The sequence below is a fragment of the Sphingobacterium sp. Ag1 genome (genome assembly GCF_000988325.1).
Lineage (GTDB): Bacteria > Bacteroidota > Bacteroidia > Sphingobacteriales > Sphingobacteriaceae > Sphingobacterium.
The window spans coordinates 219,852-243,455 of the sequence record NZ_LBGU01000042.1 but is presented as its reverse complement, the minus strand read 5'-3'; the positions used below and the strand labels follow the sequence as shown (position 1 = coordinate 243,455).

The 23,604-nt window shown below is 39.0% G+C and carries 17 protein-coding genes and 1 riboswitch; of the genes, 8 read left to right on the top strand and 9 right to left on the bottom strand.

What is annotated here, in order from left to right:
- The first annotated feature begins 355 nt into the window (after nt 1-355).
- The 3 genes from AAW12_RS17080 (at nt 356) to AAW12_RS17070 (ending at nt 6,440) form a co-directional block, all read left to right on the top strand.
- Entirely contained in the window at nt 356-1,624 is a 1,269-nt protein-coding gene (locus tag AAW12_RS17080; protein ID WP_046674856.1) for a Gfo/Idh/MocA family oxidoreductase, read from the top strand.
- Nucleotides 1,625-1,636: 12 nt separating this feature from the next.
- Nucleotides 1,637-5,038 (top strand): family 16 glycoside hydrolase, encoded by a 3,402-nt coding sequence (locus tag AAW12_RS17075; protein ID WP_046674855.1) that lies wholly within the window; start codon nt 1,637-1,639, stop codon nt 5,036-5,038.
- 151 nt (nt 5,039-5,189) lie between these two features.
- On the top strand, nt 5,190-6,440 hold the full coding sequence (locus tag AAW12_RS17070; protein WP_046674854.1) for an ROK family transcriptional regulator: 1,251 nt from the start codon (nt 5,190-5,192) through the stop codon (nt 6,438-6,440).
- On the opposite strand, the gene AAW12_RS17065 is transcribed toward AAW12_RS17070, so the two are convergent.
- The 8 genes from AAW12_RS17065 to AAW12_RS17030 all read right to left on the bottom strand — a co-directional run bounded on the left by AAW12_RS17065 (nt 6,437) and on the right by AAW12_RS17030 (nt 15,143).
- Complete coding sequence (locus AAW12_RS17065; RefSeq protein WP_046674853.1) at nt 6,437-6,796, bottom strand: CoA-binding protein; 360 nt, start codon at nt 6,794-6,796, stop codon at nt 6,437-6,439. The two genes, AAW12_RS17070 and AAW12_RS17065, sit on opposite strands and share 4 nt — an antisense overlap.
- Before the next feature lie 124 nt (nt 6,797-6,920).
- Complete coding sequence (locus AAW12_RS17060; protein WP_046674852.1) at nt 6,921-8,111, bottom strand: serine hydrolase domain-containing protein; 1,191 nt, start codon at nt 8,109-8,111, stop codon at nt 6,921-6,923.
- A gap of 382 nt (nt 8,112-8,493) precedes the next feature.
- A complete protein-coding gene (locus tag AAW12_RS17055) occupies nt 8,494-10,125 on the bottom strand; it encodes a pyruvate dehydrogenase complex dihydrolipoamide acetyltransferase (protein WP_046674851.1) in 1,632 nt (543 codons plus the stop codon).
- Nucleotides 10,126-10,154: 29 nt separating this feature from the next.
- On the bottom strand, nt 10,155-11,150 hold the full coding sequence (gene pdhA, locus AAW12_RS17050; protein ID WP_046674850.1) for a pyruvate dehydrogenase (acetyl-transferring) E1 component subunit alpha: 996 nt from the start codon (nt 11,148-11,150) through the stop codon (nt 10,155-10,157).
- A 243-nt stretch (nt 11,151-11,393) separates the two neighbouring features.
- Nucleotides 11,394-12,776 carry a histidine--tRNA ligase gene (gene hisS, locus AAW12_RS17045; RefSeq protein WP_046674849.1) on the bottom strand — a complete coding sequence of 461 codons (1,383 nt, stop codon included), beginning with the start codon at nt 12,774-12,776 and terminating at the stop codon, nt 11,394-11,396.
- Nucleotides 12,777-12,800: 24 nt separating this feature from the next.
- Nucleotides 12,801-13,541, bottom strand: a complete 741-nt coding sequence (gene rnc, locus AAW12_RS17040; protein ID WP_046674848.1) for a ribonuclease III — start codon at nt 13,539-13,541, stop codon at nt 12,801-12,803.
- 84 nt (nt 13,542-13,625) lie between these two features.
- A complete protein-coding gene (gene fabF, locus AAW12_RS17035) occupies nt 13,626-14,879 on the bottom strand; it encodes a beta-ketoacyl-ACP synthase II (protein WP_046674847.1) in 1,254 nt (417 codons plus the stop codon).
- 27 nt (nt 14,880-14,906) lie between these two features.
- Entirely contained in the window at nt 14,907-15,143 is a 237-nt protein-coding gene (locus tag AAW12_RS17030) for an acyl carrier protein (RefSeq protein WP_028070665.1), read from the bottom strand.
- 287 nt (nt 15,144-15,430) lie between these two features.
- Here AAW12_RS17030 and AAW12_RS17025 point away from each other — a divergent pair, with 287 nt between their 5' ends.
- Together AAW12_RS17025 and pyk are read left to right on the top strand one after the other, a co-directional pair.
- Entirely contained in the window at nt 15,431-15,925 is a 495-nt protein-coding gene (locus AAW12_RS17025) for an IPExxxVDY family protein (protein WP_231585289.1), read from the top strand.
- A gap of 134 nt (nt 15,926-16,059) precedes the next feature.
- Entirely contained in the window at nt 16,060-17,487 is a 1,428-nt protein-coding gene (pyk, locus tag AAW12_RS17020) for a pyruvate kinase (protein ID WP_046674845.1), read from the top strand.
- Nucleotides 17,488-17,534: 47 nt separating this feature from the next.
- Here pyk and AAW12_RS17015 read toward each other — a convergent pair whose 3' ends face one another.
- On the bottom strand, nt 17,535-17,864 hold the full coding sequence (locus AAW12_RS17015; protein ID WP_046674844.1) for a hypothetical protein: 330 nt from the start codon (nt 17,862-17,864) through the stop codon (nt 17,535-17,537).
- A gap of 372 nt (nt 17,865-18,236) precedes the next feature.
- On the opposite strand from AAW12_RS17015, the gene AAW12_RS17010 reads away from it, so the two are divergent.
- From AAW12_RS17010 to metE, 3 genes are all read left to right on the top strand, one after another.
- Nucleotides 18,237-20,069: a sensor histidine kinase gene (locus AAW12_RS17010; RefSeq protein WP_046674843.1), complete on the top strand. Its 1,833-nt coding sequence runs from the start codon at nt 18,237-18,239 to the stop codon at nt 20,067-20,069.
- Between the two features lie 101 nt (nt 20,070-20,170).
- Nucleotides 20,171-20,860: a response regulator transcription factor gene (locus tag AAW12_RS17005; RefSeq protein ID WP_197084074.1), complete on the top strand. Its 690-nt coding sequence runs from the start codon at nt 20,171-20,173 to the stop codon at nt 20,858-20,860.
- Nucleotides 20,861-21,045: 185 nt separating this feature from the next.
- Nucleotides 21,046-21,149, top strand: a riboswitch (SAM riboswitch).
- 78 nt (nt 21,150-21,227) lie between these two features.
- Complete coding sequence (gene metE, locus AAW12_RS17000) at nt 21,228-23,540, top strand: 5-methyltetrahydropteroyltriglutamate--homocysteine S-methyltransferase (RefSeq protein WP_046674842.1); 2,313 nt, start codon at nt 21,228-21,230, stop codon at nt 23,538-23,540.
- Nucleotides 23,541-23,604 lie beyond the last annotated feature (64 nt).

Here is a 23,604-nt window from a genome sequence, read left to right as displayed (position 1 = left end):
AAGATGCTGGATTATTCGACTGAAATCAAGCACCTTTTACGAAAACGATTGAGAAAAATCTAGATTCAAGCTCTTATCTGTCCATCACATCGAATAGCTACACTACTGAAATGTAACAATTTAGCAGATAAAACAACAAAGCATAGGTAATAATGGGGTGGCTATATATGAAAGAAATGAATTCAACAGTATTCTTTTGTTATTTTTTAATAAAACACAAATAAACAATACGTAAAATTTTAGTTATCAGTTTACATTTATCAGTTTTTTATCTATTTTTAAGATTAAATATCCAATGCCGTTATTTTTAACAGCCTAATAGTGGATCAATTATAAAACAACTAATCCAACCAAAATGAAAGAACAGAATTCATCAAGGCGTGATTTCATAAAAAAATCCGTGGTCGGTGCTGCGGCATTTTCTATTGTACCACGCTTTGTACTCGGAGGACAGGGCTATCTTGCTCCGAGCGACCATCTAACCAAAGGTGTAATTGGTGTCGGCAATATGGGCCGTGGGCACTTTGGCTACGCCGGAACTAAAACAGTAGCTATTTGTGATGTGGACAAAACCCATCTGGCGGCAGCACAAGCAGACTTAGGCGGTGGTGTGAAGGAATACCATGACTTTAGGGAGTTGATTAAATCTCCGGAAGTAGATATCGTACATATTGCTACTCCCCCACATTGGCATGGACTGATGTCCATTGAAGCGGCAAAAGCAGGAAAAGATATCTGGTGTGAAAAACCGATGACACGCACTATCGGTGAAGGTAAAAAAGTGAAAGAAGCCATTGCACAGCATGGTAATATCTTTCGTTTAAATACCTGGTTTCGTTTTAAGGATGATTTTTATGGAATGAATGTTCCCGTAAGCAAAATCAAAAAATTGGTTGATACAGGGATGTTGGGTTGGCCGTTGAAAGTGACAATAAGCAAACATACGGGCTTTGACTGGAAATTCTATTGGGTAGGAAAGGAAAACTTACCAGAAGAGAAAGTACCAGCGGAACTTGACTACGATTTTTGGTTAGGTCCAGCACCATACAAACCTTATAATAAGCACCGTGTACATACGACCTTTAGAGGATATTGGGATTATGATGGCGGCGGCTTAGGAGATATGGGACAACACTATATGGATCCTGTTCAATACTTCTTAGGTAAAGACAACGAAAGTCCTGTTACTGTCGACGTGGATGCTCCGCAGCAACATCCGGATGCTGTGGGCACATGGAGACGAATTACATTTACCTATGCCGATGGTTGTCAGATCATTCTAGACGGTGAAGCGAAAGATGAAAAGGCAGCTTATATTGAAGGTCCAAAAGGTAAATTATATCGAGGGTTTCAATCAGATATACCAGATTTGGAAAGGAAACTTGCACAGTACCCTGAACCAGCACCACAGATTACTGACTTCCTGGAATCCGTGCGCACAAGAGAAAAGTTTGCACTGAATGAAATCAATGGACACCGTTCTTGTACTTTGGTCAACATGGGATTAGCAGCATTGCGACTAAACAGATCATTAAAATACGACTCTCAAAACGAGCTATTTATTAATGATGACGCCGCAAATAGATTGATTCACCAACCAATGAGAGGCCCTTGGTCTATTTAAAAAGAAATCCCAATGAAAAGAATATTCAATTCGCTGACTGTATTGCTTCTTATATCTAGTGCAACTTACGCGCAGCAACCACAAAATAGAACGACTGCAACCAAAATAGCAGACGTATTGGCACAGCAGCCTGCCGAAGAAAAAGAAAAATTTTTGCTTGCCATGCATGAGTTGGAAGGTTTTTCGTCTGACGACGTTGTCACTTTCCTCAAGGGACTTAAAGCACCGGGAAGCAATAATGCTCCGATAGAATTTGCAGCAAACAGCTATTCATTCTATGTAAATCAACCAGGTAAAGAACAGCAAAAAAGAGTTTTTGTTGAAGGTTTGGCAAAATCCATCTCGCAATTGAGTGAACCAACAAATCAGGTCTTTGCCCTACGCCTATTACGTCAATGTGCAGATAATACCGCTATACCCGCTGTCGCAACTTGCTTGGCAAACGATTATCTTGCCGATGCTGCAGCGAGAACTCTGGTATCTATTCGTACCCCTGAGTCGACAGCAGCATTAGAAAAAGCTTTAGCTGCGTCAACGACAGAGAAAACTGCTATTGCCTTAGTTACTGCACTCGGAGATTTAAAGGATAAAAATGCTGAAAATGCTATTTTGGGATTGACCAAAAAATATAATTCGGACGGTTTTCAACGGACAGCATTAATCGCATTAAGCAAAATAGGTGGCACAGCTTCTGAATCGCTATTCCAAGAAAAACTAACTGCTGCAGGTTACAGCTACGACAAATTTGATGCGGTTGGTCTTGGTATCGACTATGCCCAAGCATTGATCGACAATAAGCATGATCAAGATGCAATCAAGTTTCTGAACAAATTTTTCCAAGAATCCCAAAAAGCCAAATCAATCAACGGTCAAATTGCATCGCTTAAATTATTGACAACTCTTGACCCGGCGAAACAACAAAAGAACTTATTAGCAGCAGTTAAGAGCGATAATGGTGCTTACCGTAACATTGCTTTACAATTACTCGGAAAATACGGAAAGGGCAGCGACGCAAAAAGCTTGCTTGCTTTAGCAAGCAAGGGTACGCCTGAAGTTCAAGAAAGTGTATTGAACTACTTAGCCCACAATGGTTCGGCAAGCAGTTTAAAACTAATCCAGGCGTTAGTAAATAAAACACAATCTCCAGTAACTAAATTAGCTGGATTAAGTGCACTAAATACACTATCACAGGGAAAAGAAACCAATACTTTAATCCAGGCTCTCAACACAGATCAACAGTTCAACAATTCGGTAAAGGCGTTGATCCTATCATCTAAAGATGCAAATGTTGTTACCGATGTCAACAATGCGCTCGCCACGGTAGATGACGACAAAAAGATTCAATTACTGGATATTTTAAGTAAACGTTCCAACAATGCATCATCCAAAGCTGTATTAGCAATAAAGAGTTCAAATCCTGCTGTCGAAGAAGCGATCAACAAAGCACTTCCCAATGTTGCCCAGGAGTCGGATTTAGAAGAACTATTCAATAGGCTAAACAATACGACAGATAATAAATCTGCCGTTCTATTGCAGCGTGCCATTGTCAATGTGATTCAGTCAAGCACAAATTCAAAAGGATTAACAGAAAAACTAGCAGCTAATATAGCGAAATCAGCAGCGCCTAATACCGCTAAATATTTCCCTATTTTTGCTGGGCTTGGTGACGCACAGTCATTGAAAGCTGTAACTGCATACCTTAACAATAATAATACAAGTCTACGGTCAGCAGCAATTGAATCTTTGGCTGGCTGGTCTTCCTCCAACGCACTTCCAGAATTGGTATCTCTTTCCCGAACAGAAAAAGACGATAATCTGTTCAATACGGTATACCGGGGATTAATTAAATCAATTTCTTCTTCTTCGAATACGCCTGAACAGAAAACGTTGTTATTAAGAGATGCATTCAGCGTTGCCAAAACAGCAGATCAGAAAAAAGCAGCATTATCGGCGTTACAACCTACAGGAACATACCAGTCTTTAGTTTTTGCCGCCGACTTAATGAACGATGCACAACTGGGCGGAACTGCTGCCAATGTAGCAATGAACATTGCAATGGACAACAAGTTCTATGGAAAAAAGGTCAGAGAGGTTCTTGAACAGGTAATCGGTAAATTGTCGGGTAGTGAAAGTGGATACCTTAAAGAAGCCGTTGTTCGCTATCTCGCTGAAATGCCCATCAAAGAGGGTTACGTTTCGATGTTCAATGGTAAAGACCTAAGTGGCTGGAAAGGTTTGGTAGCGGATCCGATCAAACGTAGTAAGATGAACGAGAAAACTTTAGCAGCAGAACAAGCTAAAGCCGATGACATCATGCGCAAAGGCTGGACAGCATCCAATGGCGAAATTACCTTCAGTGGTAAAGGAGATAACCTGGCTACCGTAAAAAAATATGGCGATTTTGAAATGCTTGTAGATTGGAAATTGGAGAACTATGGTGGTATAGAAGGTGATGCCGGTATTTACTTGAGAGGTACTCCACAAGTACAGATTTGGGATATTGCGAATACAAGAGTCGGTGCCCAAGTTGGCTCTGGTGGATTATATAACAACCAGAAAAATGAAAGCAAACCATTGAAGGTTGCCGACAATGCTACCGGCGAATGGAATACGTTTAAAATCAAAATGGTAGACGATAAAGTCACGGTTTGGTTAAATGGACAGTTAGTAACTGATAATATTCCTCTTGAAAACTATTGGGATAGAAACCAATCCATTTTCCCTACCGAACAAATTGAGTTACAAGCGCATGGTTCAGTTGTTTATTATAGAGATCTTTTTATCAAGGAATTCCCAAGAAAGCAAATCTTTAAATTGAGCGATCAAGAGAAAAAAGAAGGTTTTGAAGTACTTTTTGATGGAACAAACCTCGACAAGTGGACAGAAAACCAAGCCTATGTCATCAATGACGAAGGTTATATCTGGGTGTATCCAAATGCAAAATTTGGTGGAAACCTCTACACAAAAGAAGAATACGCAGACTTCATTTATCGCTTCGACTTCAAATTGACCCCTGGTGCCAACAATGGTGTGGGAATAAGGGCTCCTCTAGAGGGGGACGCCGCATATGAGGCAATGGAAATCCAGGTACTTGATGATGGCGCAGATGTTTATAAAGACTTGAAGCAATACCAATATCACGGTTCGATTTATGGTGTTGTTCCTGCCAAAAAAGGTCATTTAAAACCTGTAGGTGAATGGAACTCCGAGGAAATAGTCGTGAAAGGAAATCGTATCAAAGTTACACTAAATGGCGCTGTTATTGTTGATGCGGATATCGCCGAGGCAAGCAAAAACGGAACCTTGGATGGCAAACAACATCCTGGACTTAAACGAACCTCTGGTCATATCGGGTTCCTTGGACACGGTACCGAAGTATTCTTTAAAGATATTCGAGTAAAAAAACTCAAATAGTCTTAACTTATACGTAGAAAGGGGATAAGGAATCTTATCCCCTTTTTGCTAATTAGCCCACTTGTTTGTCAAGTGAGAAAAATAACCAAATGATTCCAAAACTTTTGCTAAATTAAAGCCCTGAGGATTCTATTTCAAAATATGATGTTTTATGACTAAAGCCGTAAACTTACTGATTAACAAAAAATTGGAGAGTAAACCTGAAAAGAAAAATCTGTTCAATAAAATCTCCATTATAAAATTAATAGCCGAATTAGGATCTGTATCGGTAAATGACATTGTAAAAAACCTCTATTTAAGCCTGCCTACGGTGAATAGCCTCATTGCAGAGTTGCTGGAAGATGATTTTATCCGTCAATTTGACAAAGGAGAATCTATTGGCGGACGTAAACCCAATTTATATAAGCTATGTGATGGATTGTTTCAGGTGCTTTCGATTGAGCTCCAACGTTTCTCTATCACGATGAGCATAATGGACAACAACCAGAACATTATTGCTGAAACTGTTGAGCTGGATAATGAATTATCTCGCAATGGAGAAAATCTAGCCGCTATCACACAAATCGTTGATCAATATCTTATCGATAAATCAGTTGATATCGAGAACCTAACAGGGATTATCATTGGTATGCCTGGGCTAATCAACGCTGAAGAAGGTACCAACGAGACTTTTTTACATGACGACAATCAATCCATAACAAATTATTTTGAGCGCATATATAAAAAACCAGTCTTCATTCTCAATGACGTCAAAGGCGCTGCTTATGCTGAATTGAAATTTGGATTGGCAAAAAACACAAAAAACAGTTTAATTATCCTAATGGATTGGGGGATTGGTTTAGGAATCGTGTCCAATGGCGAAGTCTATCTGGGACGTGATGGCTACTCCGGCGAAGTGGGACATATGCCCTTTATCGATAATGGCGAACTATGCTACTGTGGGAAAAGAGGTTGTTTGGAAACCGTAGCTTCCGGAATTGCTTTAGTCAACAATGCGAAACAGGAAATCCAGAAAGGAGAGCTGACTAAATTAAACGAATTGCAACCCGATGAATTACAACATTTAACACCAACGCATATTATTGAAGCTGCAAACAAAGGTGATCAATTTGCAATAAACCAGATTTCAAAACTAGGGACAAATCTAGGGAAAGCATTTGCATCCTTGATACAGCTCCTCAACCCCGAATTGATCGTATTGGGGGGGAAAATTGCAAAAGCAAATGAACTGATCACGATTCCGATACAGCAAGCCATCAATTCTTATACCATGGCAATATTGAAGGAACATTGTGACATAAAAGTGTCAAGCCTAAATCTTGACAGCAATACCGTGGGACTTACAAATTATTTTATCACGAAGTATCTGTCGGTTGAGTTGCTTCATAAATCCAAAATCTAAAACTGCCCTGTACTCAACAAAACAAGAGTGCAGGCTCTTTCTGTCTTAATACCATGCTCCATCGCGAGCTGTTCCAATGCTGAATTCTCTGCCCCTGGATTAAATATTATTCTTTTTGGCTTCGTCGCTAATATATAATCGTAATATTCTTTCTGATTAGGCTCGCTAAGATACATTGTCACCGTATCAATATCTGTATAGATCTCACCTTTCTTTTCAATGGCAACTCCAGCGGCTTCTCCTCCACTCAAGCCAATATTGACGATTGCATGCCCATGTTTATGAAGCATATTTGCCGCTTTATTCGAATAACGTGATGGATTGGTGCTAGCACCCAAAATCAATGTTTTTTTCATCCCTTTATATATCTTTTGTATTTACTTATTACACGCTCACTCAAGGCATTTAGATTATCTTCTCTGCATTCTAGTTTACGATAAAAAAGATAATCTAAATGCTCCGGGTAGCATCGCTCAGAAATTACTCATCGATGATAAAATCACCATGGGTGCTATAGGCATTTTTACGCAATACGGGCATTCCCATGATTTTATAAAGCTCATCCAATTTGACCAAGCTTCCATTGGTCATATTAGAAAGTAAAACAATAACAATGTTTCTTTTTAAATCTCTTACATAAATATGTCTAAAACCGTGCCACCAGCCTGTATGGTATACGATATGATCATTACCATGCTCAAAGGTACGCCAACCATAACCATAGCTAAAAATTCCCTTTTTGGCATCGGGATATCCTCGGTATGCTGAATCCAATGTTGACTGCTTTAACAATCGTCCATCTCTCAAAGCCAGATCAAAACGATAAAGGTCACGCACTGTACTATAAATTCCTTTGTCACCAAGCGGTCCATCCTGAAAATTTTGCACCACCGATCTTCGCCATACCTTATCATGCCCGATAACGTTGGTCGGAATTTTATCATACACGGCCTTAGAGAGTGCGGCTGTATTTGTCATTCCGGCAACATTGAATACGCTATCTTTCATATACGTCGCATAATCTTGCTTTGATATCTTTTCAATAATGGCCCCTAAGACCATAAAGTTCGAATTATTGTAAAAGAAACGGCCTCCTGGCGCACCATAGCGATTAGGCTTAAATTCGGTCAGCATTTTCATCACATCCTGATTTGTCATTCCTTTCTTGCGATCAGGCCAATGTTCCTCCGAAAAATAAACGTAATTAGGTAATCCCGAGCGGTGTGTCAATAACATTTTTATGGTAATACCAGGATAAGGAAAATCCGGATAGAAGTCATTGATCGTTTGATCGAGACGTAGCTTTCCTGCCTCCACTAACTTCAAAATTCCGACAGCTGTTAACGGTTTAGAAACTGAAGCGAGTTCAAATTTGTCATCTATTTTTAGACTATCCCGTTTTAAGTAATTGGCCCAGCCGAATGTATTCTGATATAAGATTTTCCCATCTTTAGCAACAAGAACGTTCCCATTGAATGCAGCTTTTGAATGAAGGTTTTTCATAAAAGCATCGATTTTCTGATCTGCATTATTTGGATTATAGACGAGTCTCGTGCTATCTACTTTTGCCTGCGCTATTGCTGCTTCCTTCTGTTTTTTCTCTTTTGAACTACAAGCCACTGTAGATACCATCAAAAGAGCGACCATTCCCTTTAAAAAAAATAATTTCACTATACTAAGTCTCCCGGATTTTTGTGTTTTATGTATTGTTTATCAATAAATACCTCCTATTTCCTTTGTTCTAAACAACATCAAATTATTGAAGCTCGTAATAGAAGGACCAGCCTACTGATAATAATGCTAAAATGAAGATTTTAGTATAAAAAAACGAATTTTTTATCACAATAATTGATATTCATCGGATATGTTACCTTTTTTATGTGCGCAGTCTCTTTCACTCTAGCAACGGACAACCTGGGCTTACTTCAAACAAATGGATAACGATGGAAAACTATAGGTAAAAAAACTTTTCCCTATCATAAGATTAACCAATTAAGGCCATAAAAAAAGCCACCTTATTACTAAAGTGGCTTTTAATTCCTCAAATAAAGGATTATGCTAATAATCTTACTGGATTTTCAACCAAAGATTTTAATGTTTGCAAAAATGCAGCTCCAGTTGCACCATCGACCACGCGGTGATCACAACCCAATGTCACTTTCATTACATTACCAGGAACTACAGCACCGTTTTTAACAACAGGAACTGCTTGAATAGCACCAACAGAAAGGATTGCTCCATCTGGTGAGTTGATAATGGATGTAAATTCGTCAATTCCAAACATACCTAAGTTGGACACTGTAAATGTAGATCCTTCCCAATCGGCAGGCTGTAATTTTTTAGCCTTCGCTTTTTGAGCGAAGTCTTTCACCTCTGCAGAGATATGCGACAATGATTTACCATCTGCAAAACGCACAACAGGAACTAATAAACCATCTTCAACAGCCATTGCAACACCAATGTTGGTATGTTCATTGAAACGGATTTTATCGCCTTGCCATGAAGAGTTTACAGCAGGATGTTTTTTCAAGGCAACAGCAACAGCTTTTACAACGATATCATTGAAAGAAACTTTTACTGGAGCAACCTCATTGATCTGCGCACGAGCAGCCATTGCATTGTCCATGTCAATTGATACAGTCAAATAGAAGTGTGGAGCTGTAAACAATGACTCTGCTAGACGACGCGCAATAGTTTTACGCATTTGGTTAACTGGTTTTTCAGTATAACGCTCTTCACCAACAAATGTAGGTAAAGTGATTGCTTTTGCTTCTGTTGCAGGAGCGGCTGCAGCTTTTGTTTCCGCAGATTGTGCAGCAACAGGAACAAATGATTCTACGTCTTTCTTCACAATACGGCCACCATCTGCAGAACCTTTGATATCACTTAAGTTGATACCTTTCTCCTGCGCAATTTTACGTGCTAAAGGAGAAGCTTTCACACGAGAATCATCGCTTGAAGTCGATGCTACCGGTGCGGCAGTTACAGCAGCAGCTGAGTCAGCTTTAGGAGCTTCAGCAGTTTCTGCCTTTGCAGGTGCAGATTTTTGATTTAACAAAGGTGTAATATCAGTTCCTGCAGGACCAACGATCGCGATGATGTCGTTAACCTTTGCCGCTTGTCCAGCTTCAAGACCAACATATAATAAAGTACCATCAGCATACGCTGTAACTTCCATTGTCGCTTTATCAGTTTCTACATCAGCAATAGCATCGTCAGATTTAATCGTATCACCAACTTTGAAGTTCCATTGCGCAATGACACCCTCTTTCATCGTATCACTTAACAAAGGCATTGTAATTACCGTACATCCCAATTCCTCAGGAGTTACAGTACTAGCCGAAGATTCTGGACCAGAAACTTCTTCTGCTTTTTTTTCTTCTGTTTTTTCCGGTGCTTTTTCAGCAGCAGGCGCATCACCGCTCAACAATGCTTGAAAATCTTCACCTGGCTCACCTAAAACAGCAATAACAGCATCAATAGCTACTGCTTCGCCTTCTTTAGGACCAATATATAAAAGAGTTCCTTCTTGGTAAGACTCAAAGTCCATTGTAGCTTTATCTGTTTCAATCTCAGCTACTAAATCACCAGAATTTACTTTATCACCAACTTTTTTGTGCCATTTCGCGATGACCCCTTCGGTCATTGTATCGCTCATTTTCGGCATTCTTACTACTTCAGCCATTCTTTATTATATTATCAAGTTAAAGAGTATTAATCTAAAATAAATGGATAGTCTTGTTGTACATATACATCTTTGTACAATTCATCTGCAGTTGGATAAGGTGATTCCTCTGCAAATTTTACAGACTCTTCAACGACCTTTTTCACATCAGCCTCAACCTCTGCAAACCAAGCGTCATCCGCATAGTTGTTTTCTAAAATAGCATGTTTAGTCGACAACAATGGGTCACGGTCTTTATATGCTTCTAGCTCTTCTTTCGTACGATATTTAGCCGGGTCAGACATCGAGTGGCCTTTGTAACGGTATGTACGAATTTCTAAGAATGTTGGACCTTCACCCGCACGAGCACGTTGAACCGCTTCGTCCATCGCATTGTGTACAGCAACCACATCCATTCCATCAACCGGAGCAGAAGGCATATCGAAACCTAAGCCCATTTTGTAAATATCCTGCATGTTCGTTGTACGTTGTACAGAAGTACCCATGGCATAACCGTTGTTTTCACATACAAAGATAACCGGGAGTTTCCACAACATCGCCATGTTCAATGTCTCATTGAATGCACCTTGACGCACAGCTCCATCACCCATATAACAGATATTTACATTATCTGTACCAAGATATTTTTCAGCAAATGCGATACCAGCACCTAAAGGAATCTGACCACCAACAATACCATGGCCACCCATGAATTTGTGCTCTTTAGAGAAGAAGTGCATAGAACCTCCTTTACCTTTTGAACAACCAGTGATCTTTCCATATAATTCAGCCATACAAGCATTTGCAGAAACGCCTTTAGCCAAAGCGTGGGCGTGATCACGATAAGCAGTGATTAGAGAATCCTCAGGTTTGATTACTGACATCGTTCCAGCGACTACAGCCTCTTGTCCTATGTACAAGTGACAGAAACCACGAATCTTTTGCTGTCCGTAAAGTTGACCTGCTTTTTCTTCAAACTTACGCATAAGTAACATAGACTTATACCACTCCAAATATGTCTCTTTTGTTATAGGTGTTGAACTCATTTCAAAGTTTTGATTTTCTTACTATTCTAGACTACAAATCTAATAATTTTGGACGAATTTCCTTGCCCAAAAATCAATTTTATTTATACTTTAAGACACTTCTAAGACATTTGATTTAAAGTATATAGCATTTGATTACAAATAAATGAACGGCACAATCAAATAAATCAAAAACTTATGAAAATAAAAAAGCCAAAGGACTTAATAATCATTTGGCTTAATCTATTTTATGCAAACTGTTTGCTATCGAAGTTTTTGGATCAGCTCACTTTCAGTTACCTTTACCTGCTCCCCGCTTTCCATGTCCTTTAATGACAATTGCCCCGATGCAGCCTCCTCTTCACCGACTAATAATACATAGGGAATACCTTTCCCATCCGCATAGCCCATTTGCTTTTTCAATTTTACAGGAGAAGCATAGAGTTCCGAAGCGATATTTTCCTTGCGAAGTTTGTTGAGTAAGCTCAGGGTATAACTTTCCAGCTGTTTGTCAAAATTGATGATCAGGAGCTTGGTAGAATCAGCTTTCCCAGCAGGAAATAAGTTCAGCTCTTCCAGCACATCATAAATGCGGTCCGCACCAAAGGAAACCCCGACCCCGGTCAGTCCCTTCAAACCAAACATACCTGTAAGATCATCGTAGCGACCACCTCCACCAATACTTCCCATGGCAACTTCATTCGTCTTGACCTCAAAGATACAGCCCGTATAATAATTGAGACCTCGAGCCAATGTAATATCCAGATCTATGATTTGATGAAGCAACTTTTCTTCAGCACCTAATTTGGCCACATAGTCAAACACGTCCTCAATCTCTGCAATACCATTTAAGCCGACAGCAGAAGTTGCTAAGATCGTTTTTAAGGAAGCAAGTTTCTCATCATTTGAGCCTTCCAATAAAATTATAGGTTTCAAAATAGCAAGATCTGCTTCTGTAAAACCTCTTTCCAACAACTCTTTGTTGACACCTTCCAACCCGATTTTATCCAATTTATCGATCGCGACAGTCATGTCCACAATCAGCTGCGGTTTGCCGATGATTTCAGCAATACCCGAAAGAATTTTTCGGTTGTTGATTTTGATATTAAAATCTTTCAGTCCAAACCGTTCGAAGGCTTCTTGATAAATCAAAATAAACTCAGCTTCATTCAATAAACTTTCTGACCCGACCACGTCGACATCACATTGATAAAACTCGCGGTATCTTCCGCGCTGCGGACGATCTGCACGCCACACAGGTTGCACCTGAAAGCGCTTAAACGGTAAAGTAATATCATTTTGGTGCATCACAACATAGCGTGCAAAGGGCACTGTAAGATCATATCTTAGTGCTTTCTCTGTTATATGCGGAATGAGCTTATTGGAATTTTTATCGTGAAGCAGGCTGTCGGGCGCTTTTGTCAGGTAGTCACCCGAATTAAGAATCTTAAAGATCAATTTATCGCCCTCGTCGCCGTATTTACCGGTAAGGGTCGTCAAATTCTCAAATGAAGGGGTCTGTATTTCATTATAGCCATATTTTCTGAATACCGTTTTCAGTGTATCGAAAATATAGTTGCGTTTGATCATTTCGGAAGGCGAAAAATCACGCGTTCCTTTTGCCAAAGAAGGTTTTACTACTGCCATATTTGGCAAAGTTAATAAAATCCTTTATTCTACTTCCAGAATTTTAAGGAATTCACAGGCTTTTTCGGCGGCAGATTTCTCGGCAGACTTCTTATTAAAATCACGGCCAAGTCCACAAACAATACCATCCACGACCGCTTCAATACTAAACATCTTAGAAGATTCCCCTTCTGGGTTGTCTGTTTGCCTAAATACGATCTCTTTGCCAGTATGTTGACACCACTCAATCAACCGACTTTTAAAGTTTGTTTCCGTCTGTTCCAATAGGTGAATATCGACGTGCGGTTTAATAATTCGATTCAACAAAAAGCTCTTGGTAAAAACATAGCCCCTATCCAGATAAACTGCCCCAATCAATGCCTCAAAAGCATCACCCAATAAAGATCCTTGTTTATTCGGAAAACTGATCATTCGCGCATCAAACTGGATAAGCTCATTAAACCCCAATTTTCTGGAAAGCTGGTTTAGGTTTGCTCTACTGACAATTTTTGAGCGCATTTCTGTCAGGAACCCTTCATCTTTATAAGGATATTTCTTAAATAACAGTTCGGCCACAACCGAACCCAAAACAGCATCACCTAAGAATTCTAAACGTTCGTTGCTATTTTTTGCGCCCTCTTTAATTGTAACGGCGACAGACTTGTGTCTAAACGCCATCTTGTACAGATGTACATTTCCGGGAACAAATCCAAGCAGGTTTTTTAGTTTTCTAACGTATTCCCGATCTGGCGAAAAATATAATTTATATATCCTTGCAAAAGGCATCTCTTCTAAAAATAAGGCGACAAGTCCTAGTTAAAGAACCTGTCGCTAGCTCATATTATCAAACCATGTTTGAAGGATCAAACATTAAGCTTTATATTTTTTCACAATAACGGTAGCATTATGCCCACCGAAACCGAATGTGTTGCTCAAAGCGGCATTAACGATACGTTTTTGCGCTTTGTTGAATGTAAAATTCAAGTTGTTATCAATTTCCGGATCGTCTGTAAAGTGATTGATTGTCGGAGGGACAATATCATTTTGAACAGCCAATATAGAAGCGATAGTTTCAATAGCCCCTGCAGCACCCAAAAGGTGCCCTGTCATTGATTTAGTTGAACTGATATTCAATTTATAAGCGTGTTCACCAAACAGGTCAACAATAGCCTTCGTTTCACTAATATCACCGACCGGTGTAGATGTTCCATGAACATTGATATAATCAATATCTGAAAAATCCATCTCTGCATCATTTACAGCCATTGTCATAGCCAGTTTTGCGCCCAATCCTTCAGGATGCGAGGCTGTGATGTGATGTGCATCTGCACTCATTCCACCCCCTGCAATCTCTGCATAGATTTTTGCCCCACGTGCTAAGGCGTGCTCCAAACTTTCTAAGATCAATGCACCCGAACCTTCTCCCGAAACAAAACCATCTCTATCTTTATCAAAAGGACGTGAGGCTGTTTTAGGGTCGTCATTCCGGGTTGACAACGCATGCATAGCATTGAACCCACCAATTCCAGCTTCATTGACTGTCGCTTCTGATCCACCTGTAACAATCACATCAGCTTTGCCCATACGAATATAGTTAAAAGCATCTATCATTGCATTGGTAGCCGAGGCACAAGCCGATACGGCAGAAAAGTTAGGGCCACGTAGACCATGACGCATTGAAATATGTCCTGGAGCAATATCAACGAGCATCTTAGGAATGAAGAAAGGATTGAAACGAGGTGTTCCATCTCCCTTTGCAAAGTTTGCAACCTCTTCAGTGAAAGTTGTTAAACCTCCAATTCCTGATCCCCAAATTACTCCGATACGATTTGTATCTAATTTTTCAAAATCTAAGCCAGCATCTTTAATTGCCTCATCTGTTGACGCAATTGCATACTGGACAAAAGGATCGACTTTACGAGCTTCCTTACGATCCATAAATTCATGCGGATCAAACCCCTTTACCTCACATGCAAACTGAGTCTTGAATTTTGACGCATCAAAATGCGTAATAGGAGCAGCTCCGCTTACACCATTTATTAACGCCTCCCAGTAAGCTGAGACGGTATTACCAATTGGTGTAAGGGCGCCTAATCCTGTTACTACTACTCTTTTAAGCTCCATTTATTACGATTAGCCTAATTAAATTAGTTAGTTAACGTTTTTTTCTAAATAAGCGATTGCTTGACCAACAGTACCAATAGTCTCTGCTTGATCATCAGGAATAGCAACGTTGAATTCTTTTTCAAACTCCATGATCAACTCAACAGTGTCAAGTGAATCAGCACCTAAATCATTAGTGAATGAAGCTTCTGGTGTTACTTCGTTTTCGTCAACACCTAATTTTTCAACGATAATTGCTTTTACTCTTGAAGCGATATCTGACATGATTTTATAGTTTAATTGTTTAATAAATCTGTGCAAAGAAAAATAAATTTCATCAAAATTCAAACCTAAATTGATATTTAGATGAAAGTCACCATGTTAGGCGACCGAACTTATTCGCGTCTTATACTAGCTAACCCACTCTATATTAACTTAGTTCAAGTATAACAAAAAATATTTTGTATTCCAAACGCTCAGCTAATTAACTCAAATTTTACACAAAAAGTATATTCCTACCTCAAAATTATTAGTACCTTCGTTAGCAGAGGGACATATATTTAAACAATAAAGTGGTCAATAAGTTAGTAGCAAGATTGGATATGGACATGAATGAAGAGTTGGATTTTACCCTACTCGCCATCACCTGTTCGTTGAAAGATTACCGACTCTGCCATTTCATCAACAAGGAGACTAACCTGAATTTTTCCAGAGGAAAAGAAAGCAAATACGACCATGATGGTCGACAAAAAAACAAAACCGAAGAAGAGCTTGAATATCACATTGTCTTTGATCCAAAGAAAAAAACAAGCTACCACTTCACTGCTTTTCATTACCTTATCCCCGATGCCGACACCGAATATTTTCTGATCAATAATAAGAGCATCGAAGGCACTTATTTAATCCCGGAAAACCCCCACTTCGATTTTTTTATCATCATCAAAAACTACATCTGTGAGGATGACGTGGAACATATTATCAAAAGGATCAACAAATTACCCGAAGTCGTCATTGCAAAAGAAATATCACCAAAAATATTGAAATCTAAAGAAAATCTCATATTTTAGCAAACTGTAGGTTAGTGTAGCAAATACACCCCAACTTAGATCTAAATTAATTCGATTTAGTTTTGACAAAACACAACAATATAGCAGGCTATTTGTTGTGATTAATGAAGAACATTTAAAATACAAAATAACAGATGGAAAAAGTTCAAAAAAGGACTAAAATTGTCGCAACATTAGGCCCTGCCTCGGCAGACAAACAAGTTTTGACCAACATGATTGCCAAAGGGGTTGATGTGTGCCGGTTGAATTTCTCTCATGGCAGCCAGGAAGATCACCTTAAGGTAATCGAAACTATAAATGCAATAAATAATGAAACAGGATTCAATGTTGCCATCTTAGCCGATTTACAAGGTCCAAAAATTAGGATCGGAAAAATGAAAGAAGGTGGCGCTATTCTCGTGAATGGTTCAAAAGTTGAAATTACAACACAAGAACTCATCGGAGACGAAAACAGAATCTACATTACATACGAAAACTTTCCAAACGATGTTGAAGCCAACGAAATCATTTTACTTGATGACGGAAAACTTCAACTTCGTGTTTTAGAGACCAATCATAAAGATACTGTTACCTGTGAAGTTGTACACGGAGGTGTCCTTACTTCACGTAAAGGCGTTAACTTACCGAATACCAAAGTTTCTATCCCATCGTTGACGGAAGAAGATTTAGACAACTTGAATTTTGCCCTGGATCATGGTGCAGACTGGATCGCGATGTCTTTCGTACGTTCGGCAGATGATATTTTTCAATGTAAAAAAATCATCGAGGCAAAAGGAAGCCATGCACGTGTCATCGCAAAGGTTGAAAAACCAGAAGCGATTGAAAATATTGATGCCATTATAGAAGCTACAGACGCTGTTATGGTTGCTCGTGGTGACCTGGGTGTTGAACTTCCAATGGAAGAAGTACCAGGACTTCAAAAGATCATCGTACAGAAATGTAGAGATCTTTCAAAACCAGTGATCATTGCGACACAAATGTTGGAAAGTATGATTACTACACCGCGTCCTACACGCGCTGAAGTAAACGACGTAGCCAACTCCGTATTGGATGGAGCGGATGCTGTGATGTTAAGTGGCGAGACTTCAGTTGGTGAATTTCCTGAAATCGTTATCGAAACAATGAGTAAAATCATTATCCACGTGGAACAAACTTCTTATCCTTATTATAATGAGAAAGTTAGTGAAATCCACGACGGAACACTTATTCCGGACGCGATTTGTGCATCTTCGGTTTATCTTGCTCAAAAAACAAATGCTTCAGCAATTGCGGTATTAACATCATCTGGAGCAACGGCTTTTGAAATTACAAGTTATAGACCAAATGTAGATATCTTAGTTTTCACAGGAACACAAAAATTGCTAAAACAACTCAGCTTACTTTGGGGTGTAAAAACATTTATTTACGACAAGTTCGAAAGCACGGATGGATCTATCCATGATGTTAACAAATTTATTGTAAAAAATAACTACGTTAAACCTGGATCTATCATTATCAATACAGCGTCGACACCGTTGATCGAAAAAGGTAAAACAAATACAATCCGTGTTTCCCAGCTATAATGGACAATAAGGATTAAAGCAAAAAAAATAGCGTTCTAAATAGAACGCTATTTTTTTTGCCTATTTGGATACAAGGAGTCGATTTTTAATTTAAAATCCTTCACCTTTAGTGAATCATCCAAGCGCCTTAACGGAAGATTTTCAGCTTTATTCTCCCCTTTCGGCATTTTTTCAGTTCCTGGCATTGGCGCCAGACCATCCTCGCGATTTAGCTTCTTAATGGGCATATGATACTTCCCATCTGAAGAATCCAATTTAAGAATAGGCATTTTTGATTCTTTTTGTTCCATTAAAGGAATCTGCGGTTTCACCCTCACTTGCCCTAAAGCAATGGTTCCGACTGAAGATAATACCAATAATAATATGTAACTTTTCATCTTTATATAGTTATTAAAGAGCACTCATTGTACCAATGAACGCGTCATATTCGGCTTATTCACTTCTCCAGCAGTCAGACTCAACCGCGTAGATTAAAATTTGTTCACAGCGTATTCAGCCCATAATCCATTTCTATTCACTAATTTACAAAGAACAGCATCTATATTTAAACAGATTGCTGTTAAACATTGTTAAAACAGCTTCAAAACACATTAGCATCTTTATATTTGTAACAATTTAAGAAAAATGAGCTATCGCACCTTAAATGGCCACTCACATGGCATAAGGGATGAATACGCAAATGGTAAATAAACTGAGCGTTATAAACTTTGTGATATATTCAAAATACATTTATTTAATACCCAATACTAATGAAGAAAAATAGCATTGTATTAATCATTGGACTGATGTCTCTTGCTCTCATTGGGGTATTGGCCATGCAATTCTATTTTCTGAGAGATTCTTATCGCCAAAAGTCTCAATTATTTGATGAGTCCGTCAATGCTGCGATTACAGCTGTAGCCGGAAAGCTTGAAAGACGGGAGGTAGTTGACTTTGCTAAGGTTCAACAGGAGCGTAATATTGAAAAATCCAAGCAGGAACAAGCCAAACAACGTCTTTTGGCCGAGCAACTCGAAATACAGTATAGAATTGAAGAATTAAAAAACAAACAACATGTTGTTTTCTCAAACTTTAAAGAGCAAGAAGACCAATTGCGTGCTTTGTATCCAAATGTAATTGAAATCAAAAATTCATTCTACGAGACATACATCAAAAGACCGGAGTACCAGAAATTCATCAAATTTTCTGTTTCAAATGAGCTTACCGACGATAATTTGGTACAAGCATATATCATGTTAAATGCGTCAAAGGTGGATGATCAGATTAGCGGAAAAGACGATAGCACACGGTTTGTTATCCCATTAATGGACCCGCTGGTCAATCAACAGACAAAATTCAGGGTAGCCACATTGCCACCTAGGGAGAATGCGAAGCTTGCAAAGACAATTTCTGATCTCGAAAAAAGATTGGATGTTCTCAACAGAAAAAATGCGTGGAGCGGTTTTAATGTATACGATTCCGTTGCGATGCTGGGAGGCAAAAAAGCAGACTACATCGAAGATGTTGCTATTGGAATGGAACTGGCTAAACGTCCGTTAAAGGATCGATTGAATGTGATCATCGTCCAAGAACTTATCAAAGAAGAGTTAGCTCAACGCGACATTAAAGCTCCTTTTAATATTGAAATATGGAGCACAAACAATATATTACTAAATAATATTTTAAACGAAGCCGCTTTAAATAACCCAACAAATACAACTAAATACTCGACGGCACTTTTTAAAGGCGATATCGGTGCTGCACCTGGAAAATTAACCATCTATTTCCCCAATAAAAAGGCGATAATCGCGGATAATATGGGCTATCTGTTGCTGCCTATGCTGGCGCTACTTTTCTTATTGGTGGGTTGTTTTGCATATACACTGATTATCATATTCAGACAAAAGAAAGTTTCGGAAATGAAAACAGATTTCATCAACAACATGACGCATGAGTTTAAAACACCTGTTGCGACGATTATGATAGCCAGTGAGTCCCTTAAAGATCCAGACATCAATGCCGACCACAAGCGGGTGCAGAAATTGGCTAATATCATCTACGATGAAAATGTTAGACTCGGAAATCATATTGAACGTGTGCTCGATTTGGCGAGACTAGAAAAAGAAACGCTAAAACTCGACCAGGTAGAAGTATGCATCAATGATCTTGTTTCGGCAGTAACGGACAGCATGCAGCTACGGATGCAGAATATTGGCGGCAAATTCAGTATAGATCTTGCAGCGACCAAGGATATTGTCATCGGTGATGAATTACATTTTTCAAATGTATTTTACAATCTATTGGATAATGCCATCAAGTACAGCAAAGGAGATTTACATGTCAACATCCATTCAAAAAACGTTGGCGATACCATTGTTGTCACCATAGCCGACAACGGTATTGGGATGAGCCGGGATCACCTGCAAAAGATTTTCGACCAGTTTTACCGTATTCCAACTGGAAATGTTCATAATGTCAAAGGGTTTGGTCTCGGCTTAAGTTATGTACAGGATATCCTGAGAAGGCTTAACGGAAAAATTACAGTTAAAAGTGAAAAAGATAAGGGCACGACCTTTGAAGTAATTTTGCCTATTAAAAAATAAAACGTTCCTTTTTTGTATATTTCCTCTTTAAAAAATTTCAAAGGTTGAGGAAAGCTGATTTATCAGCATCAAGGACATTGGTGAAAATTAATATATTCATTATGCAAAAGATATTATTAGCAGAAGATGATCCTAATTTGGGGGATCTTTTAAAAGACTATCTCGAATTAAAGGGAAAATTTGACGTCACATTATGCACGGATGGAGATGAAGCGATTTCTCAATTCAAAAAAAATAACTACGACCTTTGTATTTTTGATGTCATGATGCCCAAAAAGGACGGATTTACAGTTGGACGTGAAATCAGAAAAACAAACAGTACTGTTCCTATTATCTTTGCCACAGCAAAGGGGATGATGGAAGATAAGACCGAAGCATTTGAGCTAGGAGGAGATGATTATATCACCAAGCCTTTTCGAGTGGAGGAATTATTGCTCCGCATCAATGCTTTGCTGAAACGCAGTGTTCGAGACAAAGAAGAAGAAGTGGTTGCTGATAAATTTGAAATTGGCGATTATTTCTTTGATTATACAAGTCAGCAGATTTCTTACAAAGGACAGATGCAAAAACTATCCACGAAAGAAGCTGAACTACTCCGCTTGCTTTGCTTAAAGAAAAATGATGTGCTGACCCGGGAAGAAGCCTTGTTAAAAATATGGCATGATGATAACTACTTTACGGGTAGAAGTATGGATGTATTTCTCAGTAAACTTCGTAAATATCTAAAAGAAGACAGCAAAGTTGAAATTGTCAATGTGCACGGAAAAGGTTACAAGCTTTTGGTAAGCTAAAAAAAAGGGGAATGAAAAATATAGTCATTCCCCTTTTTATGCTACACACGTATTGTAGCGTGACATACTTGAATTCGTGGATGAAAATAAAAGAACAAAACAATTTCATCCTTAGTAGAATATAAAAAATTGACGCACTTTTATAAAAAATTTGCATTTCAAAAAGAAATGTTCTAACTTAGCGTCGCTTATAGAGAAAGGCAGAGGGAATAGACCCGATGAAGCCTTAGCAACCTGTCCCTTGACAAGGTGCTAAATTCTACCCTACTTGATATGGGAATGATAAGCCGAAGTCACCGAATTCTAGTGTGTCCTTCTCTCTCTAGCAAGAAATATAGTTGAAAAAGAAATATTAAAAACATTCATTATGTTATTGACTAACAATTTAGGTTACCCTCGTGTGGGCGCGTTCCGCGAATTGAAAAAAGCCAATGAGGCCTATTGGGCTAAAAAATCTTCTGTTGAGGAATTATTGGACACAGCAAAAAAAATTCGTGAAGGCAATTGGAAAACACAAAAAGATGCTGGAATAGATTTGATCCCTTCCAATGATTTCTCTTTTTACGATCAAGTATTGGATTTAACCCTTACTGTTGGTGCAATTCCTGCTCGCTACCATTCTTTATTGAATAAAGTAGACAACAATTACAGTTTAGATCTATATTTTGCCATGGCGCGCGGTTTCCAACAAGAAGGAATCGACGTGACTGCAATGGAAATGACCAAGTGGTTGGATACGAACTACCACTACATGGTACCAGAATTCACCAAAGATCAAGAATTCAAATTGACTTCCGAAAAATTCTTAAATGAATACAACGAAGCAAAATCATTGGGCATCGATACTAAACCAGTTCTATTAGGTCCTATCACATACCTTTTGATCGGTAAAGAAAAAGAAGCTGGCTTCGACCGTATCGATTTATTGGATAAACTTATTCCAGTATATGAGCAAATTCTAGCTAAACTAGCTGATGCTGGTGCACAATATGTTCAGATTGACGAGCCTTTCTTAGCATTGGATTTAGATGCTAAAGTAAAAGCTTTATATCAACCTACTTTCGAAAAATTAGCTGCAGCAGCAAAAAATATCAAATTAATCGCAACGACTTACTTCGAAGCTTTAAAAGACAACGAAGATATCGCAGTTAACTTACCTATCCATGCTTTACATTTGGATCTGGTACGCGGTGAAAACCAATTGGATACGGTATTGGCTAAAGTTCCTGCTTCATTAACATTATCTTTAGGTATTGTTGAAGGCCGTAACATCTGGAAAAATGATTACGAAAAATCATTGGTCAAAATCAAACAGGCTGTTGATGCATTAGGAAAAGACCGTGTATGGGTAGCTCCTTCTTCATCACTGTTGCACGTTCCTTTTGACTTAGACAATGAACACAATGAGCAATCGCTACCGGCTGAAGTAAAAAACTGGTTAGCATTTGCTAAACAAAAATTAGCTGAAGTAAAAGATTTAGCCGTACTAGCGGAAGGTGAAGTTGACGCTGAAACAGCAAAACGCTTCGAAGCGAACAAAGCGGCTGCTGAAAGCCGTCGTACCTCTCCATTGATCCACAAACCAGAGGTCAAAACACGTACAAGCAATATCACTGATGACGATGCAAAACGTACCTCAGCATTTGCTGAGCGTAAAGCGGCGCAACAAGCGAAATTCAACTTACCGGCATTCCCGACCACAACTATCGGTTCATTCCCACAAACGAAAGATGTTCGTAAATGGAGAGCAGACCTGAAAAAGGGTGCTATTACGCAGGCAGAATACGATAAAGCAATCGCAGAAGAAACAGAAAACACCATCCGTCTTCAAGAGCAATTGGATATCGACGTATTAGTACACGGCGAATTCGAACGTAATGACATGGTTGAATACTTCGGTGAACAATTGGCTGGTTACGCATTCACACAAAATGGTTGGGTACAATCTTACGGTTCACGTTGTGTAAAACCTCCGATTATCTATGGTGACGTATACCGTCCTGAAGATATGACTGTCCGTTGGTCTTCATATGCACAATCATTGACAAATCGTCCGGTTAAAGGTATGTTGACTGGTCCTGTAACAATTTTACAATGGTCTTTCGTACGTAACGATCAACCGCGCTCGACAACGACTTACCAAATTGCATTGGCGATCTTGGATGAAGTACAAGCCTTGGAAAAAGCAGGTATCAAAATCATACAAATCGATGAACCAGCTATCCGTGAAGGATTACCGCTACGTAAAGCTGATCAAAAAGATTACTTGAACTGGGCAGTACGTGCTTTCCGTGTCTCTTCATCAAATGTTGAAGACGATACACAGATTCACACACACATGTGTTATTCTGAGTTCAATAATGTGATCGAAGATATCGCTGCAATGGATGCCGACGTTATCACGATTGAGACTTCACGTTCTCAAATGAAATTATTGAATGCTTTCGCCGGTGATTTCAAATATCCAAATGATATTGGTCCAGGTGTTTATGACATTCACTCACCACGTGTTCCAAGCAAAGATGAGATGGTAGATCTATTGCGCAAAGCAAAAGCAGTAGTTCCAGCAGAACAACTTTGGGTTAACCCTGACTGTGGTTTGAAAACTCGTGCTTGGCCAGAGACCAAAGCGGCTTTAGAGTCGATGGTTGAGGCTGCAAAAATCTTAAGAGCAGAATAATTCTTAACTATATTGATAAAGCCCTAGCTGAAATTTCAGCTAGGGCTTCTTTATTGGGCTTCGT

Bases quoted from the DNA above. Each gene is read 5' to 3' on its own strand.
- AAW12_RS17080 (WP_046674856.1), top strand. From the start codon at position 356: ATGAAAGAACAGAATTCATCAAGGCGTGATTTCATAAAAAAATCCGTG.
- AAW12_RS17075 (WP_046674855.1), top strand. From the start codon at position 1,637: ATGAAAAGAATATTCAATTCGCTGACTGTATTGCTTCTTATATCTAGT.
- AAW12_RS17070 (WP_046674854.1), top strand. From the start codon at position 5,190: ATGACTAAAGCCGTAAACTTACTGATTAACAAAAAATTGGAGAGTAAA.
- AAW12_RS17065 (WP_046674853.1), bottom strand. From the start codon at position 6,796: ATGAAAAAAACATTGATTTTGGGTGCTAGCACCAATCCATCACGTTAT.
- AAW12_RS17055 (WP_046674851.1), bottom strand. From the start codon at position 10,125: ATGGCTGAAGTAGTAAGAATGCCGAAAATGAGCGATACAATGACCGAA.
- pdhA (WP_046674850.1), bottom strand. From the start codon at position 11,150: ATGAGTTCAACACCTATAACAAAAGAGACATATTTGGAGTGGTATAAG.
- hisS (WP_046674849.1), bottom strand. From the start codon at position 12,776: ATGGCAGTAGTAAAACCTTCTTTGGCAAAAGGAACGCGTGATTTTTCG.
- rnc (WP_046674848.1), bottom strand. From the start codon at position 13,541: ATGCCTTTTGCAAGGATATATAAATTATATTTTTCGCCAGATCGGGAA.
- fabF (WP_046674847.1), bottom strand. From the start codon at position 14,879: ATGGAGCTTAAAAGAGTAGTAGTAACAGGATTAGGCGCCCTTACACCA.
- AAW12_RS17030 (WP_028070665.1), bottom strand. From the start codon at position 15,143: ATGTCAGATATCGCTTCAAGAGTAAAAGCAATTATCGTTGAAAAATTA.
- pyk (WP_046674845.1), top strand. From the start codon at position 16,060: ATGGAAAAAGTTCAAAAAAGGACTAAAATTGTCGCAACATTAGGCCCT.
- AAW12_RS17015 (WP_046674844.1), bottom strand. From the start codon at position 17,864: ATGAAAAGTTACATATTATTATTGGTATTATCTTCAGTCGGAACCATT.
- AAW12_RS17010 (WP_046674843.1), top strand. From the start codon at position 18,237: ATGAAGAAAAATAGCATTGTATTAATCATTGGACTGATGTCTCTTGCT.
- AAW12_RS17005 (WP_197084074.1), top strand. From the start codon at position 20,171: ATGCAAAAGATATTATTAGCAGAAGATGATCCTAATTTGGGGGATCTT.
- metE (WP_046674842.1), top strand. From the start codon at position 21,228: ATGTTATTGACTAACAATTTAGGTTACCCTCGTGTGGGCGCGTTCCGC.